Origin of the sequence: Paenibacillus sp. FSL R7-0297, assembly GCF_038009025.1 — a bacterium.
Lineage (GTDB): Bacteria > Bacillota > Bacilli > Paenibacillales > Paenibacillaceae > Paenibacillus_AQ.
In genome coordinates this window covers 1,504,562-1,519,728 of record NZ_JBBPAQ010000001.1, presented here as the reverse complement: position 1 = coordinate 1,519,728, position 15,167 = coordinate 1,504,562, and the positions used below count along the sequence as shown (strand labels likewise).

The 15,167-nt window shown below is 52.1% G+C and carries 13 protein-coding genes; 5 read left to right on the top strand and 8 right to left on the bottom strand.

Features of this window, described 5'->3' with window-relative positions; all coding sequences use genetic code 11:
• Positions 1-39 precede the first annotated feature (39 nt).
• The 3 genes from MKZ24_RS06625 (at position 40) to MKZ24_RS06615 (ending at position 2,828) form a co-directional block, all read left to right on the top strand.
• Complete coding sequence (locus MKZ24_RS06625) at positions 40-1,593, top strand: FAD-dependent oxidoreductase (RefSeq protein WP_042240423.1); 1,554 nt, start codon at positions 40-42, stop codon at positions 1,591-1,593.
• Between the two features lie 162 nt (positions 1,594-1,755).
• Complete coding sequence (locus MKZ24_RS06620) at positions 1,756-2,475, top strand: 3-ketoacyl-ACP reductase (RefSeq protein WP_039305517.1); 720 nt, start codon at positions 1,756-1,758, stop codon at positions 2,473-2,475.
• Between the two features lie 41 nt (positions 2,476-2,516).
• Complete coding sequence (locus MKZ24_RS06615; RefSeq protein ID WP_042240425.1) at positions 2,517-2,828, top strand: antibiotic biosynthesis monooxygenase; 312 nt, start codon at positions 2,517-2,519, stop codon at positions 2,826-2,828.
• 97 nt (positions 2,829-2,925) lie between these two features.
• On the opposite strand, the gene MKZ24_RS06610 is transcribed toward MKZ24_RS06615, so the two are convergent.
• The 7 genes from MKZ24_RS06610 to cidR form a co-directional block, all read right to left on the bottom strand.
• Positions 2,926-5,151, bottom strand: coding sequence for an MMPL family transporter (locus MKZ24_RS06610; RefSeq protein ID WP_042240427.1), 2,226 nt, complete (start codon positions 5,149-5,151; stop codon positions 2,926-2,928).
• Between the two features lie 559 nt (positions 5,152-5,710).
• The gene (locus MKZ24_RS06605; RefSeq protein ID WP_042240430.1) at positions 5,711-7,615 is read right to left on the bottom strand and encodes an ABC transporter ATP-binding protein; all 1,905 of its coding nucleotides are present in this window, start codon (positions 7,613-7,615) and stop codon (positions 5,711-5,713) included.
• The gene (locus tag MKZ24_RS06600) at positions 7,612-9,372 is read right to left on the bottom strand and encodes an ABC transporter ATP-binding protein (protein WP_042240435.1); all 1,761 of its coding nucleotides are present in this window, start codon (positions 9,370-9,372) and stop codon (positions 7,612-7,614) included. Before MKZ24_RS06600 ends, MKZ24_RS06605 begins: the two co-directional genes overlap by 4 nt.
• Entirely contained in the window at positions 9,365-9,751 is a 387-nt protein-coding gene (locus tag MKZ24_RS06595; protein ID WP_052416776.1) for a MarR family winged helix-turn-helix transcriptional regulator, read from the bottom strand. Before MKZ24_RS06595 ends, MKZ24_RS06600 begins: the two co-directional genes overlap by 8 nt.
• Positions 9,752-10,096: 345 nt before the next feature.
• Positions 10,097-11,503, bottom strand: coding sequence for a DNA-binding protein (locus tag MKZ24_RS06590; RefSeq protein WP_340781774.1), 1,407 nt, complete (start codon positions 11,501-11,503; stop codon positions 10,097-10,099).
• A 142-nt stretch (positions 11,504-11,645) separates the two neighbouring features.
• Complete coding sequence (locus MKZ24_RS06585; protein WP_340781773.1) at positions 11,646-11,930, bottom strand: aspartyl-phosphate phosphatase Spo0E family protein; 285 nt, start codon at positions 11,928-11,930, stop codon at positions 11,646-11,648.
• 89 nt (positions 11,931-12,019) lie between these two features.
• Complete coding sequence (gene cidR / locus MKZ24_RS06580) at positions 12,020-12,907, bottom strand: cidABC operon transcriptional activator CidR (RefSeq protein WP_042240446.1); 888 nt, start codon at positions 12,905-12,907, stop codon at positions 12,020-12,022.
• 111 nt (positions 12,908-13,018) lie between these two features.
• Here cidR and MKZ24_RS06575 point away from each other — a divergent pair, with 111 nt between their 5' ends.
• Positions 13,019-13,390: a CidA/LrgA family protein gene (locus MKZ24_RS06575; RefSeq protein ID WP_039305543.1), complete on the top strand. Its 372-nt coding sequence runs from the start codon at positions 13,019-13,021 to the stop codon at positions 13,388-13,390.
• Positions 13,387-14,070 carry a CidB/LrgB family autolysis modulator gene (locus tag MKZ24_RS06570; RefSeq protein WP_081956731.1) on the top strand — a complete coding sequence of 228 codons (684 nt, stop codon included), beginning with the start codon at positions 13,387-13,389 and terminating at the stop codon, positions 14,068-14,070. The genes MKZ24_RS06575 and MKZ24_RS06570 overlap by 4 nt, the downstream gene beginning before the upstream one ends.
• 86 nt (positions 14,071-14,156) lie before the next feature.
• Here MKZ24_RS06570 and MKZ24_RS06565 read toward each other — a convergent pair whose 3' ends face one another.
• Positions 14,157-15,125, bottom strand: a complete 969-nt coding sequence (locus MKZ24_RS06565) for a Gfo/Idh/MocA family protein (protein WP_340781772.1) — start codon at positions 15,123-15,125, stop codon at positions 14,157-14,159.
• Positions 15,126-15,167 lie beyond the last annotated feature (42 nt).

Genomic DNA, 15,167 nt, shown 5'->3' with positions numbered 1-15,167 from the left:
ATAAATGAAATGAATAATGACTAATGGAGGGATCACTTCATGAATTCACAGGATCACCGCTCGCAAGGTCTTCCGCAATTTCCGGAATCATTATGGAGGGGCAGTACAGAACTGCCCTCTTTTCCGGAGCTTGCGGAAGATCATGTCACAGATGTAGCCATTGTCGGAGCAGGCATTACGGGTATTACGACAGCTTATTTGCTGTCCAAGGCAGGGTATAAGGTCACTCTGCTCGAAGCGGGAGAGATCCTTGGCGGCACCACCGGCTTCACCAGCGCCAAAATCACCGCCCAGCACGGAATGATCTACAGTGATCTGCTGAAGCACTTTGGGGAGGAACAGGCCCGGCTCTATTTCCAGTCAAACAGTGAAGCGCTGGAGTGGATGATCGCTACGGCTGAAGAAGTGGGGCTGTCCTGCGGGTTGACGCGGGAAGCTGCGTATCTGTATGCCGATAGGGGAGATGAGAAGACGCTCAAGCAGCTGGCTGCTGAATTCGAGGCATACAGTAAGCTTGGACTGCCGGGAGAATGGCTGGACCAGGTTTCGCTGCCACTGAGAGCAGGCGGTGCGATCAAGCTGCCTGGACAAGCCCGTTTTCATCCGCTGGAGTACCTGAAGGGGCTGCTGCAGGTCGTGCTGGACAAGGGCGGCAAGGTATATGAGCATACGATGATCGGGGAAAAGGTCGATACGGACGGGCATCTCACCCTCTATACCGAAGGGGAGAAGTTCAAAATTAAATGCCGCCATGCCGTGTCCGCCTCCCATTTCCCATTCTATGATGGAGGCTCCCTCTATTTCTCGCGGCTGCACGCGGAGCGGTCCTATTGTCTGGCTATTGAGCCGGAAGCTGATTATGAGGGCGGCATGTACCTGAGTGCCAGTGAACCTACCCGCTCGCTGCGCGCGGTGGAATGGGACGGGCGGAAGCTCGTAATCGTCGGCGGTAATAACCACAAGACCGGACAAGGCATCTGTACCTTCGGCCACTATGAGAATCTGGAGAAGTTTGCGGGAGAATTGCTCGGCATTCGCAGCATTCCCTTCCGCTGGTCGGCGCAGGATCTCATCACTCTGGACCGGGTCCCCTACATCGGCAAGCGGGCGGAGGATGAAGAAATCTATATTGCCACAGGCTTCGCCAAGTGGGGAATGACCAGCGGGACGCTGGCTGCACGCCTAATTGCAGATGGGATCCTGGGAAGCAGCAACCCTTATACAGAGCTGTACGATCCGACACGCTTCAAAGCTAATCCGGGCATCAAAAATTTCATCGTGCAGAACTTCTCGGTCGCCAAAGAGCTTGTAGCCGGAAAAGTGGAGATTATCCATAAAAAAACAGAAGATCTTGCACCGGATGAAGGGGCCGTTGTTTTCCATGACGGCAAACGGGTTGGCGGCTACCGCGACCCTGAGGGCAAGCTGCATCTCGTGGACAGAACCTGCACACATATGGGCTGTGAATGCGAGTGGAATAACGGGGAACGCTCCTGGGATTGCCCGTGCCACGGCTCCCGCTTCTCTTATGAGGGCGATGTGATCGAAGGACCGGCCACAGTCCCGCTTAAGAACCTCACAGCCAAGCAGTAAGCCTGCTTCATATACAGTAGTGTACAGAGCATACAATTAGAATGGACTGTCTTGTCCCTCTTCGCCTGTCCCGGCGTGATTGTCTCTGTCCGCTCAGGTATAATAGGCTTATGTTCATCCAATATATAGAATTTTCTATCTTAAGGAGCGTGACGACAGGTTATGGATTTAAGAGGAACCAGTATTGTAATTACAGGTGCAGGTAAAGGGATCGGCAAAGCTCTCGCGATGGCACTCGCTAAAGAAGGCGCTAACCTGGGGCTTATCTCCAGAACTTCAGCAGATCTGGAGGCACTGAAGTCGGCATTGACTGAGGTATATGACATCAAGGTCAGCATTGCTGTAGCTGATATTGCGGTGCGTGAGGAAGCAGAGCGGGCGGTTGTGGCCCTGCAGAATGACCTTGGCCCGTTCGACGCACTTATCAACAATGCCGGGATTGCCCAGTTTGGCACCTTCCTGGAGATGGACCCTGCTGACTGGGAGCGCCATATGCAGATCAATCTGTTCGGCACTTATTATGTAACCCGTGCGGCACTGCCTGCTATGATTGAACGTTCCAGCGGTAACATCATCAATATCTCTTCTACGGCAGGAGAACGCGGCTTCGCTACAGGCTCAGCCTATTGTGCTTCCAAATTCGCTTTGATGGGTATGACGGAAGCGCTGGCGATGGAGGTCCGCAAGCATAATATCCGTGTCGTGGCACTAACCCCCAGCACCGTCAACACAGGTCTGGCCACCGGTGCCGGCCTGAAGATCGGTGATGAAGACCGGATGATGCAGCCCGAGGATGTGGCCGAGCTGACGCTCGCTGCCTTGAAGCTTCCAGACCGCGTCTTCCTGAAGACCGCTGGCATCTGGACGACTAATCCGCAATAACAATGGCAGATTACACCCACACCCTATGAGGAGGACTTGGCATGCTGGTAGTAACCAACACGATTAAGATCAAAGAAGGACATGGCGAAGCACTGGCCTCGCGTTTTGGGGCAGACAATGGGGTGCAGAGCATGCCCGGATTTATCCGCATGGAGGTCTGGCAGGGCGCGCCCAAAGAAGGCGTGGAGGAGCTGAAGATCTGTACTGTCTGGGAGAGCGAGGAAGCCCTAAGCGGCTGGACGTCCAGTCCCGCCTTCCGCGATTCGCACCGCGGGGCCGGCCGGAATGAAGCCATTGTCGGCGCCTCACTCGACAAGTATGAGCTGCTACTCAGCCGAACTCCCGGTAACTGAATCCAGCCGTTATACGCATATACACAACAGGGATGCCCCGCAGCCTTTAAGGCTTGACGGGGCATCCCTGTTATTGCTTCTGTAGTTCACAACCCGGTTATTCGCGGCCTGTTGCCGGAGACTCGCCCACGTCCTGATGCTTGCCCGGCCAGAAGGCCCGGCGGCCCAGAAGCACGGTGATGGCCGGAACCAGGAACGGCCGGACCACGAAGGTATCGAGCAGCACACCAATCGCGGTGATGATACCGAATTGCACCAGCACCTGAATCGGCAGACTCGCCAATACAGCGAAGGTACCTGCCAGAATGAGTCCGGCGGAGGTGATTACCGATCCGGTTTCGTTCACGCCTTCGGCGATGGCCTGCTTCAGCGGCATAGCTTTACGCTTTTTCCAGATATTCGAGATCATGAAGATGTTATAATCCTCGCCCAGCGCTACCAGGAAGACGAAGGAATAGAGCGGAATTGCGCCTTGAATTGCATCTGCACCGAGCAGATAATGAATAATAATCCAGCCCAGACCGAGTGCCGAGAAGAAGGAGAGAATTACCGTAGCTACCAGATAAATGGTCGCCACTACAGATCGGAGATAGATCAGCAGCAGCACTGTAATCATCCCGATAACCACCGGTATAATCAGATCAGTATCCCGTTCCCCGAGCTCCTTGGTATCATACTGGGTAGCGGTCTGTCCGCTAATCCATACCTTATCTTGCGCGTTCTCTATTCCCGACTCCGCCAGGGCCTGCTCTACAGTAGCCTGGAGTGCCGGAATGTGATTCATCGCCTCGATGGAATACGGATTAGCCTTGAATTCAATATCATAGGCAGTGATGTTCTTATTAACGGCCCCCTGCTGCGGATCAGATACCACGTCCACATAGGACAGGCCGCCCAGGATGACCTTCAGATCTTCTCCGCCGCGCAGGCCCTCTGTATCCACCATCAGCTTGGCCGGTGCCAGCTCTCCGGGAGAGAACTGCTTGCCGATCTGGTCGAACCCTTCACGCGATTCCATATCTTTCGGGAAGGAGGATAGGATATCATAGGTGAATTTAATTCCGCTGGAGAACGAGGCCAGGATGCCCAATACCACCACGGTTACTCCCACGATCGCCCATGGCCGGGAAATGACAAGATACCCGATTCCTTTTTTGGGTGAACTCTTCGGCTGCGGTACCGGCTTCCCCTTGGCCTTGGCCCGCTCAATCTCCATTTGCGGAGTGCGCGGAACGAACGGGAAGAACGAGGTTCGACCAAAGATAGCCAATAGTGCCGGAACCAGCGTCAGACTGGCAATCCCCATAATGAGAATAGAGACACTGAACGGAACCGCAAAGCGGTGGTACGCCCCGTATTTGGCCAGCAGCAGCGCGAAGAGCGCAAGCACAACTGTGAATCCGCTCATGGCGATCGCTCCGGAGGAATGGGTGATTGCACTCAGCAGTGCACGCCCCTTGTTCTCCTCAACCTTCAGCATCTGGCGGAACCGGGAAATCATAAACAGGCAGTAGTCTGTCCCCGCCCCGAAGAGCAGCACCGTCATAATAGATACGGCCTGCGAATCCACCGTAATCCAGCCTTCCTCTGCCATCTTGCCAAGCAGCGGGCTGGTTACACCGTAAGCAAAGCCGACTGCAACCAGCGGAATCAATGCCAGAATCGGCGAACGGTAGATCAGCAGCAGGAAGACCAGCACCAGTATTACGGTTGCGATCAGCAGTGCAACATCAGCATTCTTGAATAAGCCTGTTGCATCTACCGATATCCCGACTGGACCGGAAACCCTAAGGCTTAAATCGCCGCTGTCTTGCTTGGCTGCAGAAGGGTCTGTGCCAGTTTCAGCGCCGATCAGCGTCTTCATCTCGGTCAGTGATTCGCCGAGCTGTTCACTGTCTGCCTTCTTGTCAAACAGCACTGGTGTGACGATTGTACTTCTATCCTCCGACAGTGAAGCCTGCAGCGCCTGTGGCGGCAGCTGACCAAGCGGCGGAACGAAGTTCTGATGCGCGAGCGGCTGCTGCTCAAGCTTGGAGTATACAGCAGTTATATGTAGGAGATCTTCCTCTGACAATCCGCCTTCACGATGCCATACCAGCAAGGCCGGTACGCCGCTTCCGGCAGGGAATTCTGCCTCCGCAAGCGCTGCTGCGCGGACAGATTGCGAATCCTCCGGCAGGTTGGGCGCGTTATTGACAACCTGCGAGTTCACCGAAGGCCAGATCATAGTCAAAGCCCCTACAACTGCAATCCACACCAGAAGGGTAATCCATTTTGTTTTGCCTCCTGCTACCCATTTACCGTAGCCTGACATTCCTTTCATCCTCTCTCCCATCCGCAAGCCCAAAATGAGCCGCGGGTCATTTTACTATCCTTATCATATATACCTTAAAAATTTTAAGCAAACCTTTTTTCTAAAGCAATAGATAGTAAGAGTTACAGTAGACGACATTGCCTCAAGAAACCCCTGATTCATTACGTCTAGAACGGGTGAGCACCGTTGTCTCTATTTCTATTATTATCTGGAAACTAGTATATGATACCCAAGGGAAAATAGATGGCTCTACTTAAGCCGCGCGGCATGATTCTGCCCGAAATGTTGCCTTTTGTACAACAATTTTGATTTTAGACCGATTTAACGAGGGGATTGTTGTATTTTATGCAGGATTTTTAAGCGAATAGTCCATTTACCGCCACCTAACTCCAGCTCAACTGACCGTATCTAGTAAAAGCCCCGGCGTTCACGCAGACTGCCTGCAGTGAACGCCGGGGCTATGAGCTAAGCTGAGGGATACAGCCGATTGTTAAAATACATCTTCACAGTACATTTTAGAAGAGATGTTTGGAGTAATCTCTACAGTTTACCCGCGGTCATATACCGTTTAGCCCACGTCCGGAAGATCATCCCCGGAGAACTGGCTGTTGTAGAGGTCGGCGTAGAAGCCGCCTGCTTCGAGCAGCTCCAGGTGGGTGCCCTTCTCAATCACGCTGCCCTGATTCATAACCAGAATCAGATCCGCATCACGGATGGTGGACAGGCGGTGAGCGATGACGAAGCTGGTTCTGCCGTTCATCAGCGTATTCATAGCCTTCTGGATCTGCACCTCCGTGCGGGTATCGACGCTGCTGGTGGCTTCATCCAGAATCAGGATTGAAGGATCAGCCAGGATTGCCCGGGCAATGGTAAGCAGCTGCTTTTGCCCTTGGGAGATGTTCGAGGCTTCCTCGTTCAGGATCGTGTTATAGCCTAGCGGCAGCGTGCGGATGAAGTGGTCGGCATGCGCAGCCTTGGCTGCCCGGACCACATCAGCTTCCGTAGCCCCTTCGCGGCCATAAGCGATATTGTCACGGATGGTGCCGTTGAACAGCCAGGTATCCTGGAGCACCATACCGAACTTGCTGCGCAGCTCGCTGCGCTTCATATTGGTGATGTTGACACCATCGATCACAATCTCCCCGCCGCTGATCTCATAGAAGCGCATCAGCAGGTTGATCAGGGTCGTTTTGCCGGCTCCGGTTGGACCTACAATGGCAATGGTCTGTCCTGGGCTGACCTCGATATTCATGTCTTCAATGAGGATAGCATCCTCTTTGTAGCCGAACTTCACGTGGCGGAATTCCACGGAGCCCTCTTCGGCATCCACTGGACGTTTCGCAAGTGAAGTCCCCACTTCAGGAACTTCCTCTTCTTCATCCAGCAGTTCAAATACACGTTCCGCCGAAGCGATGGTGGACTGGATGATGTTGGCGATATTGGCCGTCTGCGTAATCGGCATTGTGAACTGGCGCGAATACTGGATGAAGGCCTGGATGTCCCCGACATCAATTGCTTTTTTGGTTACGAAGATCCCGCCGACCACACAGACGAGCACATAGCCAAGGTTCCCGATAAACATCATCAGCGGCATAATAATCCCGGAGATGAACTGGGATCTCCAGCCGGAATTGTACAGGTCATCATTAATTTTGTTGAAGTCCTTCAAAGAGTTCTTCTCACGTCCGAACGCTTTGATAATACGGTGTCCGGTATACATTTCCTCAACATGACCATTCAGCTGTCCCAGCGACTTCTGCTGGCCGATGAAATAGGTCTGTGAGCGTTTGGTGATCAGCATAATGACCACGAAGCTCAGCGGCAGTGTTACTATGGTAATCAACGTTAGCCACGGGCTGATGGTCAGCATCATTACTATGACACCAATAATCGTCACAATGGACGTAATAAGCTGGGTCAAACTCTGCTGCAGGGTAGTACTGATATTGTCTACATCATTGGTCGCCCTGCTTAATATTTCCCCGTGTGTCCGGGAATCGAAGTACTTCAGCGGCAGCCGTTCAAGCTTGCTGTTGATCTGTTCACGCATATCATAGACGACCTTCTGCGCCACACCGGCCATTACATACTGCTGTATATAACTGAACAATGCGCTTAACAGATACAGTCCGGCCAGGAGAATCAGAATATCATTAATATAGCCAAAATCAATCTCCGCTCCAGGTACACCCATCAGCTTGCCATAGGCGCCTTCAAACAATTTGGTGGTAGCTCTACCCATTACTTTAGGGCTGAAAATGCTGAATATGGTACTGGCAATCGCCATCACAAACACAATAATCAGCTGAACCTGGCGCGGGCGCAAATACCGGGTCAGGCGCCGCAGCGTTCCTTTGAAATCCTTGGCTTTCTCAGCCGGCATTCTCATGCCCGGACCGCCGGGTCCTCCGCCTGGTCCGAAGCCCCCACCTGAACGCTGCGGCGGTTTCATGTTTTTATTCTGCTCACTCATGCTATTTCCTCCTCTGACAACTGCGAGGATACGATCTCGCGGTACACCTCATTGTTATCCAGCAGCTCACGGTGTGTGCCCATTCCAACAATCTCACCGTCATCCAGTACGATAATCCGGTCTGCATCCATAACCGTACTGACACGCTGTGCAACAATAAGGACTGTAGATTCTGTAGTCTCGCCTTTAAGGGCAGCACGCAGCTTGGCATCGGTCTTGAAGTCAAGCGCCGAGAAGCTGTCATCAAACAGATACACTTCCGGTTTCCGTACCAGTGCACGGGCTATGGACAAACGCTGTTTCTGGCCGCCGGAGACATTGCCTCCACCCTGGGAGATTTCCGAATTGAAACCGTCCTTCATGGCCGTTACGAAATCATAGGCCTGGGCCACCTTGGCGGCATGAAGGATTTCATCGTCAGTAGCGTCCTCTTTCCCGTAACGGATATTCTCGTTAATGGTACCGGTGAACAGCACGGCTTTTTGCGGGATATAACCGATCTTACTCCGCAGATCCTCCTGCGTCATCTGGCGTACATCCACTCCATCGACGCGGATCGAACCTTCAATAGCATCATAGAATCTTGGAATCATGTTTAGCAGCGTTGATTTACCTGACCCTGTTCCGCCGATAATAGCTGTAATCTCGCCGGGGCGTGCACTGAAGGTAATCCCGGACAGTGCAGGCTGTTCAGCCCCCGGATAAGAGAAGGTTACATTGTCGAACTCCACAAAACCACGCATTCCGTCACGGCCGTCCGCATGGGTAGCCGTAGCTGTAGTCTTCAGGTCTGCAGTTGTCGGATCTGTAATTTCAGGCTGCATATCGAGGACTTCATTGATACGCAGTGCAGAGGCAGAGGCTCTTGGAATCAGGACAAACATCATTGAAACCATGATGAGGGAGAACATAATCTGCATTGCATATTGAATGAAGGCCATCAGTGAACCTACCTGGAGATCACCGTCTCCAATCCGGATTCCACCATAATAGAGGATGGCGATCATGGAGAAGTTCATTACGATCATCATCAGCGGCATCAGTCCGGCCATAACTTTATTCACTTTGATTGCAGTATCCGTCAGATCTGCATTGGCCAGACTAAACCGCTTATTCTCATGCTCAATCCGGTTGAACGAGCGGATGACGCGGATACCGGTCAAATGCTCTCGCAGCACAAGGTTTAATTTGTCCAGCTTGATCTGGATGGCTTTAAACAGCGGAAGTCCCTTCATTCCAATGAAGAAGATCGCTCCAACCAGCAGCGGAATCACCACTACAAAGATCAGCGAGAGCTTGGCATCTTCAGACACCGCCATAATAATCCCGCCGATCATCATCATCGGAGCACCAATCATCATGCGAAGCATCATTGTTAATACGGTCTGGACTTGTGTAATATCGTTGGTAGTACGTGTAATCAACGAAGCCGTACCCAGCTTGTCGAATTCATGCAGCGTGAAATTCTCGACATGGTTGAACATCCGTGACCGGGTGTTCTTACCGAAGCCCGCTGCTATCTTAGCCGACAGATAGCTGGCAACAATGGAGCAGGCTGCACCGCCGGCCGCTACGAGCAGCATGAAGCCGCCGATTCTCCAGATGTAATTCTGGTCGCCGTTCACAATCCCCCTATCAATAATGTCACTCATCAGGGTCGGAAGATACAAATCTCCCATGGACTGCAGGAATACGAGAATCAGTACTGCGGCTATTGCCAATCGGAAGGGTCTCAAATGCTTTAGTAATTTAATCAAGTTTCTCATCTCCGTTCATTTGTAACCGGTCTAGATTTGGCGGAGGATTGTCTTTCATGAAGGCATGTACTTTAAGCAGCAGCTCTGCCAGCTGATCGGACTCTTCCTCACCCAGATACTCCACCATTTTGTTAAGCGTGGCGTCCATATGCTTCTTGGCCTTGCGGGTAATAATTTTCCCCTGTTCCGTCAACTTGATGCGTACCACTCTCCGGTCGGAGACGTCGGCTTGCCGTTCCACCATGTGCTTAGCCTCCAGACTGTTGATCAGCTGTGTGACCGTAGGCGGAGTCAGCCCCAGAAAGCGGCTGATTTCAGAAACCTTGAGTCCTACATCAGATGAATGGGACGCCCGTGCAATACATATCAATAAAGTCATCTCACTTGGCTTATGACCCTCCACGGAATGATACAGGTGGCCTTTGCGCAGCTGCCGGAGTGCGGAGAAAAGCTTGTGTCCGACTGAATTTTCATCTTCTCTATTTATCCCAATGTTCCCACCTCTTTTTTAGTTAGGTATACAAATAATTAAACAATATATTAATTAGGCTACCTAATTATATTTTCCGGGCAATACTTTGTCAATTCCTGAATTCGCTATCAATTATTACAGATTGAAGAACGCAGGTTGACGGATGTTTGTGCTTTTTTCACATAATTACGCATAAATGCTCCCGCGACACGGATGGCCGGGGAGTGATCCTTAGATAAGGCAATGATAAAGTTAAACTACGCCAAAACGGGGGCTCTCATGATCAGTAATTTCCTCACGCTGTCTTACCTCCCGTAGCAGCTCCCTGTAAGCGGTCTGCTGGGTGTCGGAGGAGGCGTCCCTGTTCAATTCGAACAGGGTCACACAATTAATGAAGTCCTTTCCGCTATTCAGCCTGACGGTTAGCCGCAGACATTGAATAATATAGTCAATTCCTTTGGAGTACTGTTTACGGGAGATATAATACATGGCTATCTGGTAATAGAGACGGTACACACGGTCTACATTAATCGGGTCCTGAAATTGTTCAAAACGCAGCATCTCCCTGGAAAAGCGTGACAGCACAGCGTCTGCAGAGAATCCGAAACGGTTGGCCGACTCCAGAATAATGACCATGCCGGATAGAATTTCACCGGGATGCTCTGCCAGAAAAGCTATATATGCCGGCAGCTCCGAAGTATTGCCCATTAATATCTCAAGGGTAAAGCTATTGGCTACAGCAAACAGCCGGAAGCTATCCACGGCACTGCGCCCTTCATCATCCAGCAGCTCAAACCATCCCAGATCTGCATACCCGGCGGTGTATTTCTTGGCCTGCTCATATTCTCCCTGCTTAGTAAGCGCCGAAGCCTTCAATAGATAGCCATGGCCATAATAGACTACCAGCGGGCGTTCCGCCTGGAAAGCCTCCACCCGTTTCCCCTTGCTTCTGCGCAATTCCTCCCGGTAGATCCCATGGGTTAATGCTCTCAGCTCATCGGCATATTTCTCTACATCCTTCCAGCGGTGCAATGCAAAGCATACCTTCGCCAGCTTAAGCAGCCCGTCCAGCTGCATGTCCTCGGGAAGCAGACCGCGGAACGGCTCAAAGCGGATTACAGCGCGCAGCTTCTGTTCCATGTCCACATCAGGTGTAGACTGCAGGGATTTGAACATACGATACTGGCTGATGGCCATCCGTTCCGAGTAGCTATCCGGCTCATTCTCTACAATAAGCCTGTAGAACACGACCGATTCCTGTGTCTTGCCGCTGCAGAACAGCCTCTCCGCTACCGTATAGATGATATCCAGCGGTTTAGGATATTCCATAATCCTGCTCAAGACTTCATCAATACACTGCTGCTTGCCAATTTCGGCACAGCGGACCAAAAAAGGCTCCATACGGCGGCGTGAAATTCTGTCCTCACTAAAGCACTCTTCCACAAATAGCGGATACAGCCAGCCCTCCGGGAATCCGAAGGCCCGGGTCATCGAATCCAATTGTCTCAGAGAAACCGGCTTAGGCGGATTACCATGAAGGATCGCACTGAGACTGCCGCGGTTCAGTCCGGATATTTTGGCAAATGAGGCAAGATTATGGCCCGAGCGGGATAAATTTTTCTCAATTTCTGTTCGTAGCGTAGTCAGTTTCGCCTCCACCCGGCACCTCCTCAAGGATTCACTTGTACCCCTTCTATTTATTGCCATTATAGGTGATGACTATTGAAAGCACAACAAAATGGCCCCACATAGTGAGACCTCAACATCCAGACGCTAACTGGAGTTATTGTATAAATTCAGACTACTGCTGCAAGGCAGCTTTATTTCTGATCCGCTGGTTTATGGTGTTCTTGGTGTACCCTGCTGCCCCGTTCTTGCGGCTGCGCAGACTCTCCATCATCAGATTCTGGGCCAGTACAATATATCCGTCCAGCCGCTGGCTGAGTTCCAGAACCGCATGATCACTCAGACTCCGCTCCTGGGCCACCTCCAGCAATTCACTTCTTAAGTTCTCTATAGTAAGAAACAGCTCATCTTCTCTGTAATCCCTGCTCTGGTTATCGTAAGAATTCTGGTAAAGGTTCACGGTTACTCACCTTCTCTCTATCAACTTCTCCCTTATCATAATTCATGATGCCAAAAAACATATTTTGAAAAAAAAGAAAAAAACGTCGTTTACAGTTCCCCGAGCACTTTCATCGCGAAGGCGATCCACTCCCGAGCGGCGAAGGACAGATAACGGTCTCTGCGCCAGATCATCCCCAGCTGCCAGGGAATCACAGGCTCGGTCATTGGGATGACAGCGATCCGTGAACGGTCCATATCCCGGCATATGGTCTCCGGCAGTAGCGCAATGCCCATTCCTGCAGCTACCATCCGGCTGATCAGATCCCACTGCGAGCTCTCATAGACTACCTTAGGCTGGAAGCCTGCTTTGACACATTCCGAAATAATCCGGTCATGCAGGGCGAAGTCCTCCCGGAACAGCACGAATTCCTCTTCTGCCAGCTCTTTCAGTTGCACATTCTGCACCCCGTCCAAACGGTGTCCTGCGGGAACCAGCAATTGCAGTTTCTCCTCCACAAAGGTGAAGCAGTGAAACTTGGCTTTGTTGACAGGCAATACAATCGCCCCGATATCAATCAGGCCGGCCTCCACATCATCCTCTACCTTTTTGGCGCCGTCTTCATGCAGCCTTATCGTCACCTCCGGGTAACGGCGGTGAAATTCCCCGATGACAGCAGGGAAGAAACTGGCACCTACCATAGGAGGCAGTCCAATGCGGATATGACCCTGCTTCAGATTGCGCAGACTATCCAGTTCCGAGGAGAGGCTCGTGAAGGACTCTACAATATTCTGCGCCTTAACCAGCAGTAGCTCGCCTGCATCTGTCAGACGGATGCTTTTGCCTTCCCTGTAAAATAGATCCGCCCCCAGTTCAATCTCCAGATTGCGGATCATCTTGCTGATCGTGGGCTGGGTAATGTACAGCGATTCCGCCGCTCTGGAGAAGCTATTCAGCCTGGCCGCCTGTACGAAATACTCCAGTTGTCTGATGTCCATACCGGTAACCTCCATATATAGATGAAAAGAATGTGAGATATTCAATCTATTCATTGTACCTATGAAAGAAAAGGATGTAAACTTTCAGTAAGACGAAAGGAAGTAATCGCTATGAAAAAGATCGCCTTAGGCTTACTGCAGGTAGCCGGACTTACCGTCTTCTCCCTGCTGGTGAATACGTTAACCTCATTTCTGCATATTCCGCTTCCCGGAAGCATTATCGGGATGATTCTCTTATTTCTGCTGCTGGAATCCGGTGTGATCCGGCTGAACTGGGTAGAGGTTGGCGCCTCTTGGCTGCTTGCTGAGCTGCTGCTGTTCTTCATCCCTTCCGCTATAGGTGTTATGAAATATTCGAAGCTGCTCGAGGCAGACGGTCTGCAGGTGCTGGCGGTTGTACTCGTAGGTACGTTTGCTGTAATGGCCGGCTCCGGGGTACTCACGGGTGCAATTTATAGAATAAAGGAGCGTAGAAGCTCATGATAACCGGATTATTATTTCTTGGACTCACCGTCGCTGTCTACCTCCTGGCCAAACGCATCTATGCCTCCAGCGGCAAAATGTACACTTCCCCGCTGATTATTACACCGCTGCTGATCATCGCCTTTCTGCTGATGACGGGCAGCTCCTATGAATCTTACAATGCGGGAGGCAAATGGCTATCGGACCTGCTTCAACCGGCGACTATCGCCTTTGCGATCCCACTCCATAAAAACTTCAAGGTACTCAAAAAGCACGCCGCCGAAATTGCGGCAGGCGTGCTGTCAGGAACGGTTATTGCCGTGATCTCATCCATGCTGCTGGCCAAATGGCTGCATCTTAGCGGTGATCTGGCAACCAGTCTGGTGCCTCGCTCGGTGACCACACCGATCGCCATGAGCATCTCACAAAGCATCGGCGGTGTTCCCAGCATTACAGCGGTCTTCGTCATTCTGACCGGTGTACTGGGAACGATGATGGGACCGTCCGTGCTCCGCCTTTTCCGCATTGACAATGAAATTGCGCGCGGGGTATCGCTGGGAACCGCAGCGCATGGTACCGGCACGTCCAAAGCCTTCGAGCTGAGTTCGCTGACCGGCACCATCTCCAGTATCGCGATGATTCTGACGGCGCTGTTCTCTATCGGGCTTGCGCCGGCACTGCTCGCGGTTTTCCTCCACTAGGCCGCCCCGGCTTGGGCCATAGACCGGCAGCAACGGCGAAAGCCATGCTGCCGGTCTTTTTTCTACATAGTAACCATACATGCCTCCTACAGCTTCACCGGCAATCCGCTCTGTGCGGAGGCATAAGCTGCGCAGGTCACCTTCAAGGTCTTATATCCGTCCTCATAATCGCTGAGAATGCGGGAACGGTCTCCGGTCCGCACAGCATGCAGGAATGCTTCGCTCTCCACCGCGTAGGGGTTACCAGTGTTCTTGAATTCCTTGCTGGCTCCGCTGCGGACTTCCAGCAGACGTTCCGGGTTCCAGTCGAGCATTCCGTTATCATTGTAGAAGCTGATGCCCGCTTTACCTACTTCTCCAGGCAGCACGCAGGTGTTGGAGATGCTGGCAATGATGCCGCTCTCCAGCTTCAGGGACACTGTACCCACATCGGACACAGTCACCCCTTCATGCTTCTCATGCATAATCCGGTTGCCGAACATCCCATAGACCTCCGTTACCTCACCGGCCAGATAACGCAGCAGGTCGACGATATGCGTAGTCTGCTCCGTGAATTGTCCGCCGGACTGCTCCTGGTTGCGCCACCAGGCCACGCCCGGCATACCGCCCATCCATTCTCCGACGATCATCCCTACCTTATCCGAACTAAGCGATTGCTTGAGCCGCTGGATGTTCTCCTGATACCGGAAATGATAGCCGACGGAAGTCAGCAGCTGATGCTCCTTAATATCCTGCAGCAGGCTGGCCGGAATGGCCGTGCTTGAGCCCAGCGGCTTCTCAACAAAGAAAGGGATATCCCTTCGAATCAGCGTCCGTTCAATCGCCCCGTGTGACTGTGGAGGCACACAGATATAGACGGCATCCAGCTTGTGCGCATCCAGCATCTCGATAATATCCCCATAGCCCTCGGCTCCGTAAGGACGGGCCATGTCCTCACCCTTTGGCTTGCTGCTGCCGCAGACGGCCTTCAATGATACATCCTCCATCCCTGCCAGCAAATCCGCATGCACCTTGGAGAACCACCCTGTTCCGACTATTCCGATATTTAGCGTCATGTCCTTACCTCCTGTTGTCTATGAATGCCTTTTCATTCGATT

Bases quoted from the DNA above. Each gene is read 5' to 3' on its own strand.
- MKZ24_RS06625 (WP_042240423.1), top strand. From the start codon at position 40: ATGAATTCACAGGATCACCGCTCGCAAGGTCTTCCGCAATTTCCGGAA.
- MKZ24_RS06620 (WP_039305517.1), top strand. From the start codon at position 1,756: ATGGATTTAAGAGGAACCAGTATTGTAATTACAGGTGCAGGTAAAGGG.
- MKZ24_RS06615 (WP_042240425.1), top strand. From the start codon at position 2,517: ATGCTGGTAGTAACCAACACGATTAAGATCAAAGAAGGACATGGCGAA.
- MKZ24_RS06610 (WP_042240427.1), bottom strand. From the start codon at position 5,151: ATGAAAGGAATGTCAGGCTACGGTAAATGGGTAGCAGGAGGCAAAACA.
- MKZ24_RS06605 (WP_042240430.1), bottom strand. From the start codon at position 7,615: ATGAGTGAGCAGAATAAAAACATGAAACCGCCGCAGCGTTCAGGTGGG.
- MKZ24_RS06595 (WP_052416776.1), bottom strand. From the start codon at position 9,751: ATGACTTTATTGATATGTATTGCACGGGCGTCCCATTCATCTGATGTA.
- cidR (WP_042240446.1), bottom strand. From the start codon at position 12,907: ATGGACATCAGACAACTGGAGTATTTCGTACAGGCGGCCAGGCTGAAT.
- MKZ24_RS06575 (WP_039305543.1), top strand. From the start codon at position 13,019: ATGAAAAAGATCGCCTTAGGCTTACTGCAGGTAGCCGGACTTACCGTC.
- MKZ24_RS06570 (WP_081956731.1), top strand. From the start codon at position 13,387: ATGATAACCGGATTATTATTTCTTGGACTCACCGTCGCTGTCTACCTC.
- MKZ24_RS06565 (WP_340781772.1), bottom strand. From the start codon at position 15,125: ATGACGCTAAATATCGGAATAGTCGGAACAGGGTGGTTCTCCAAGGTG.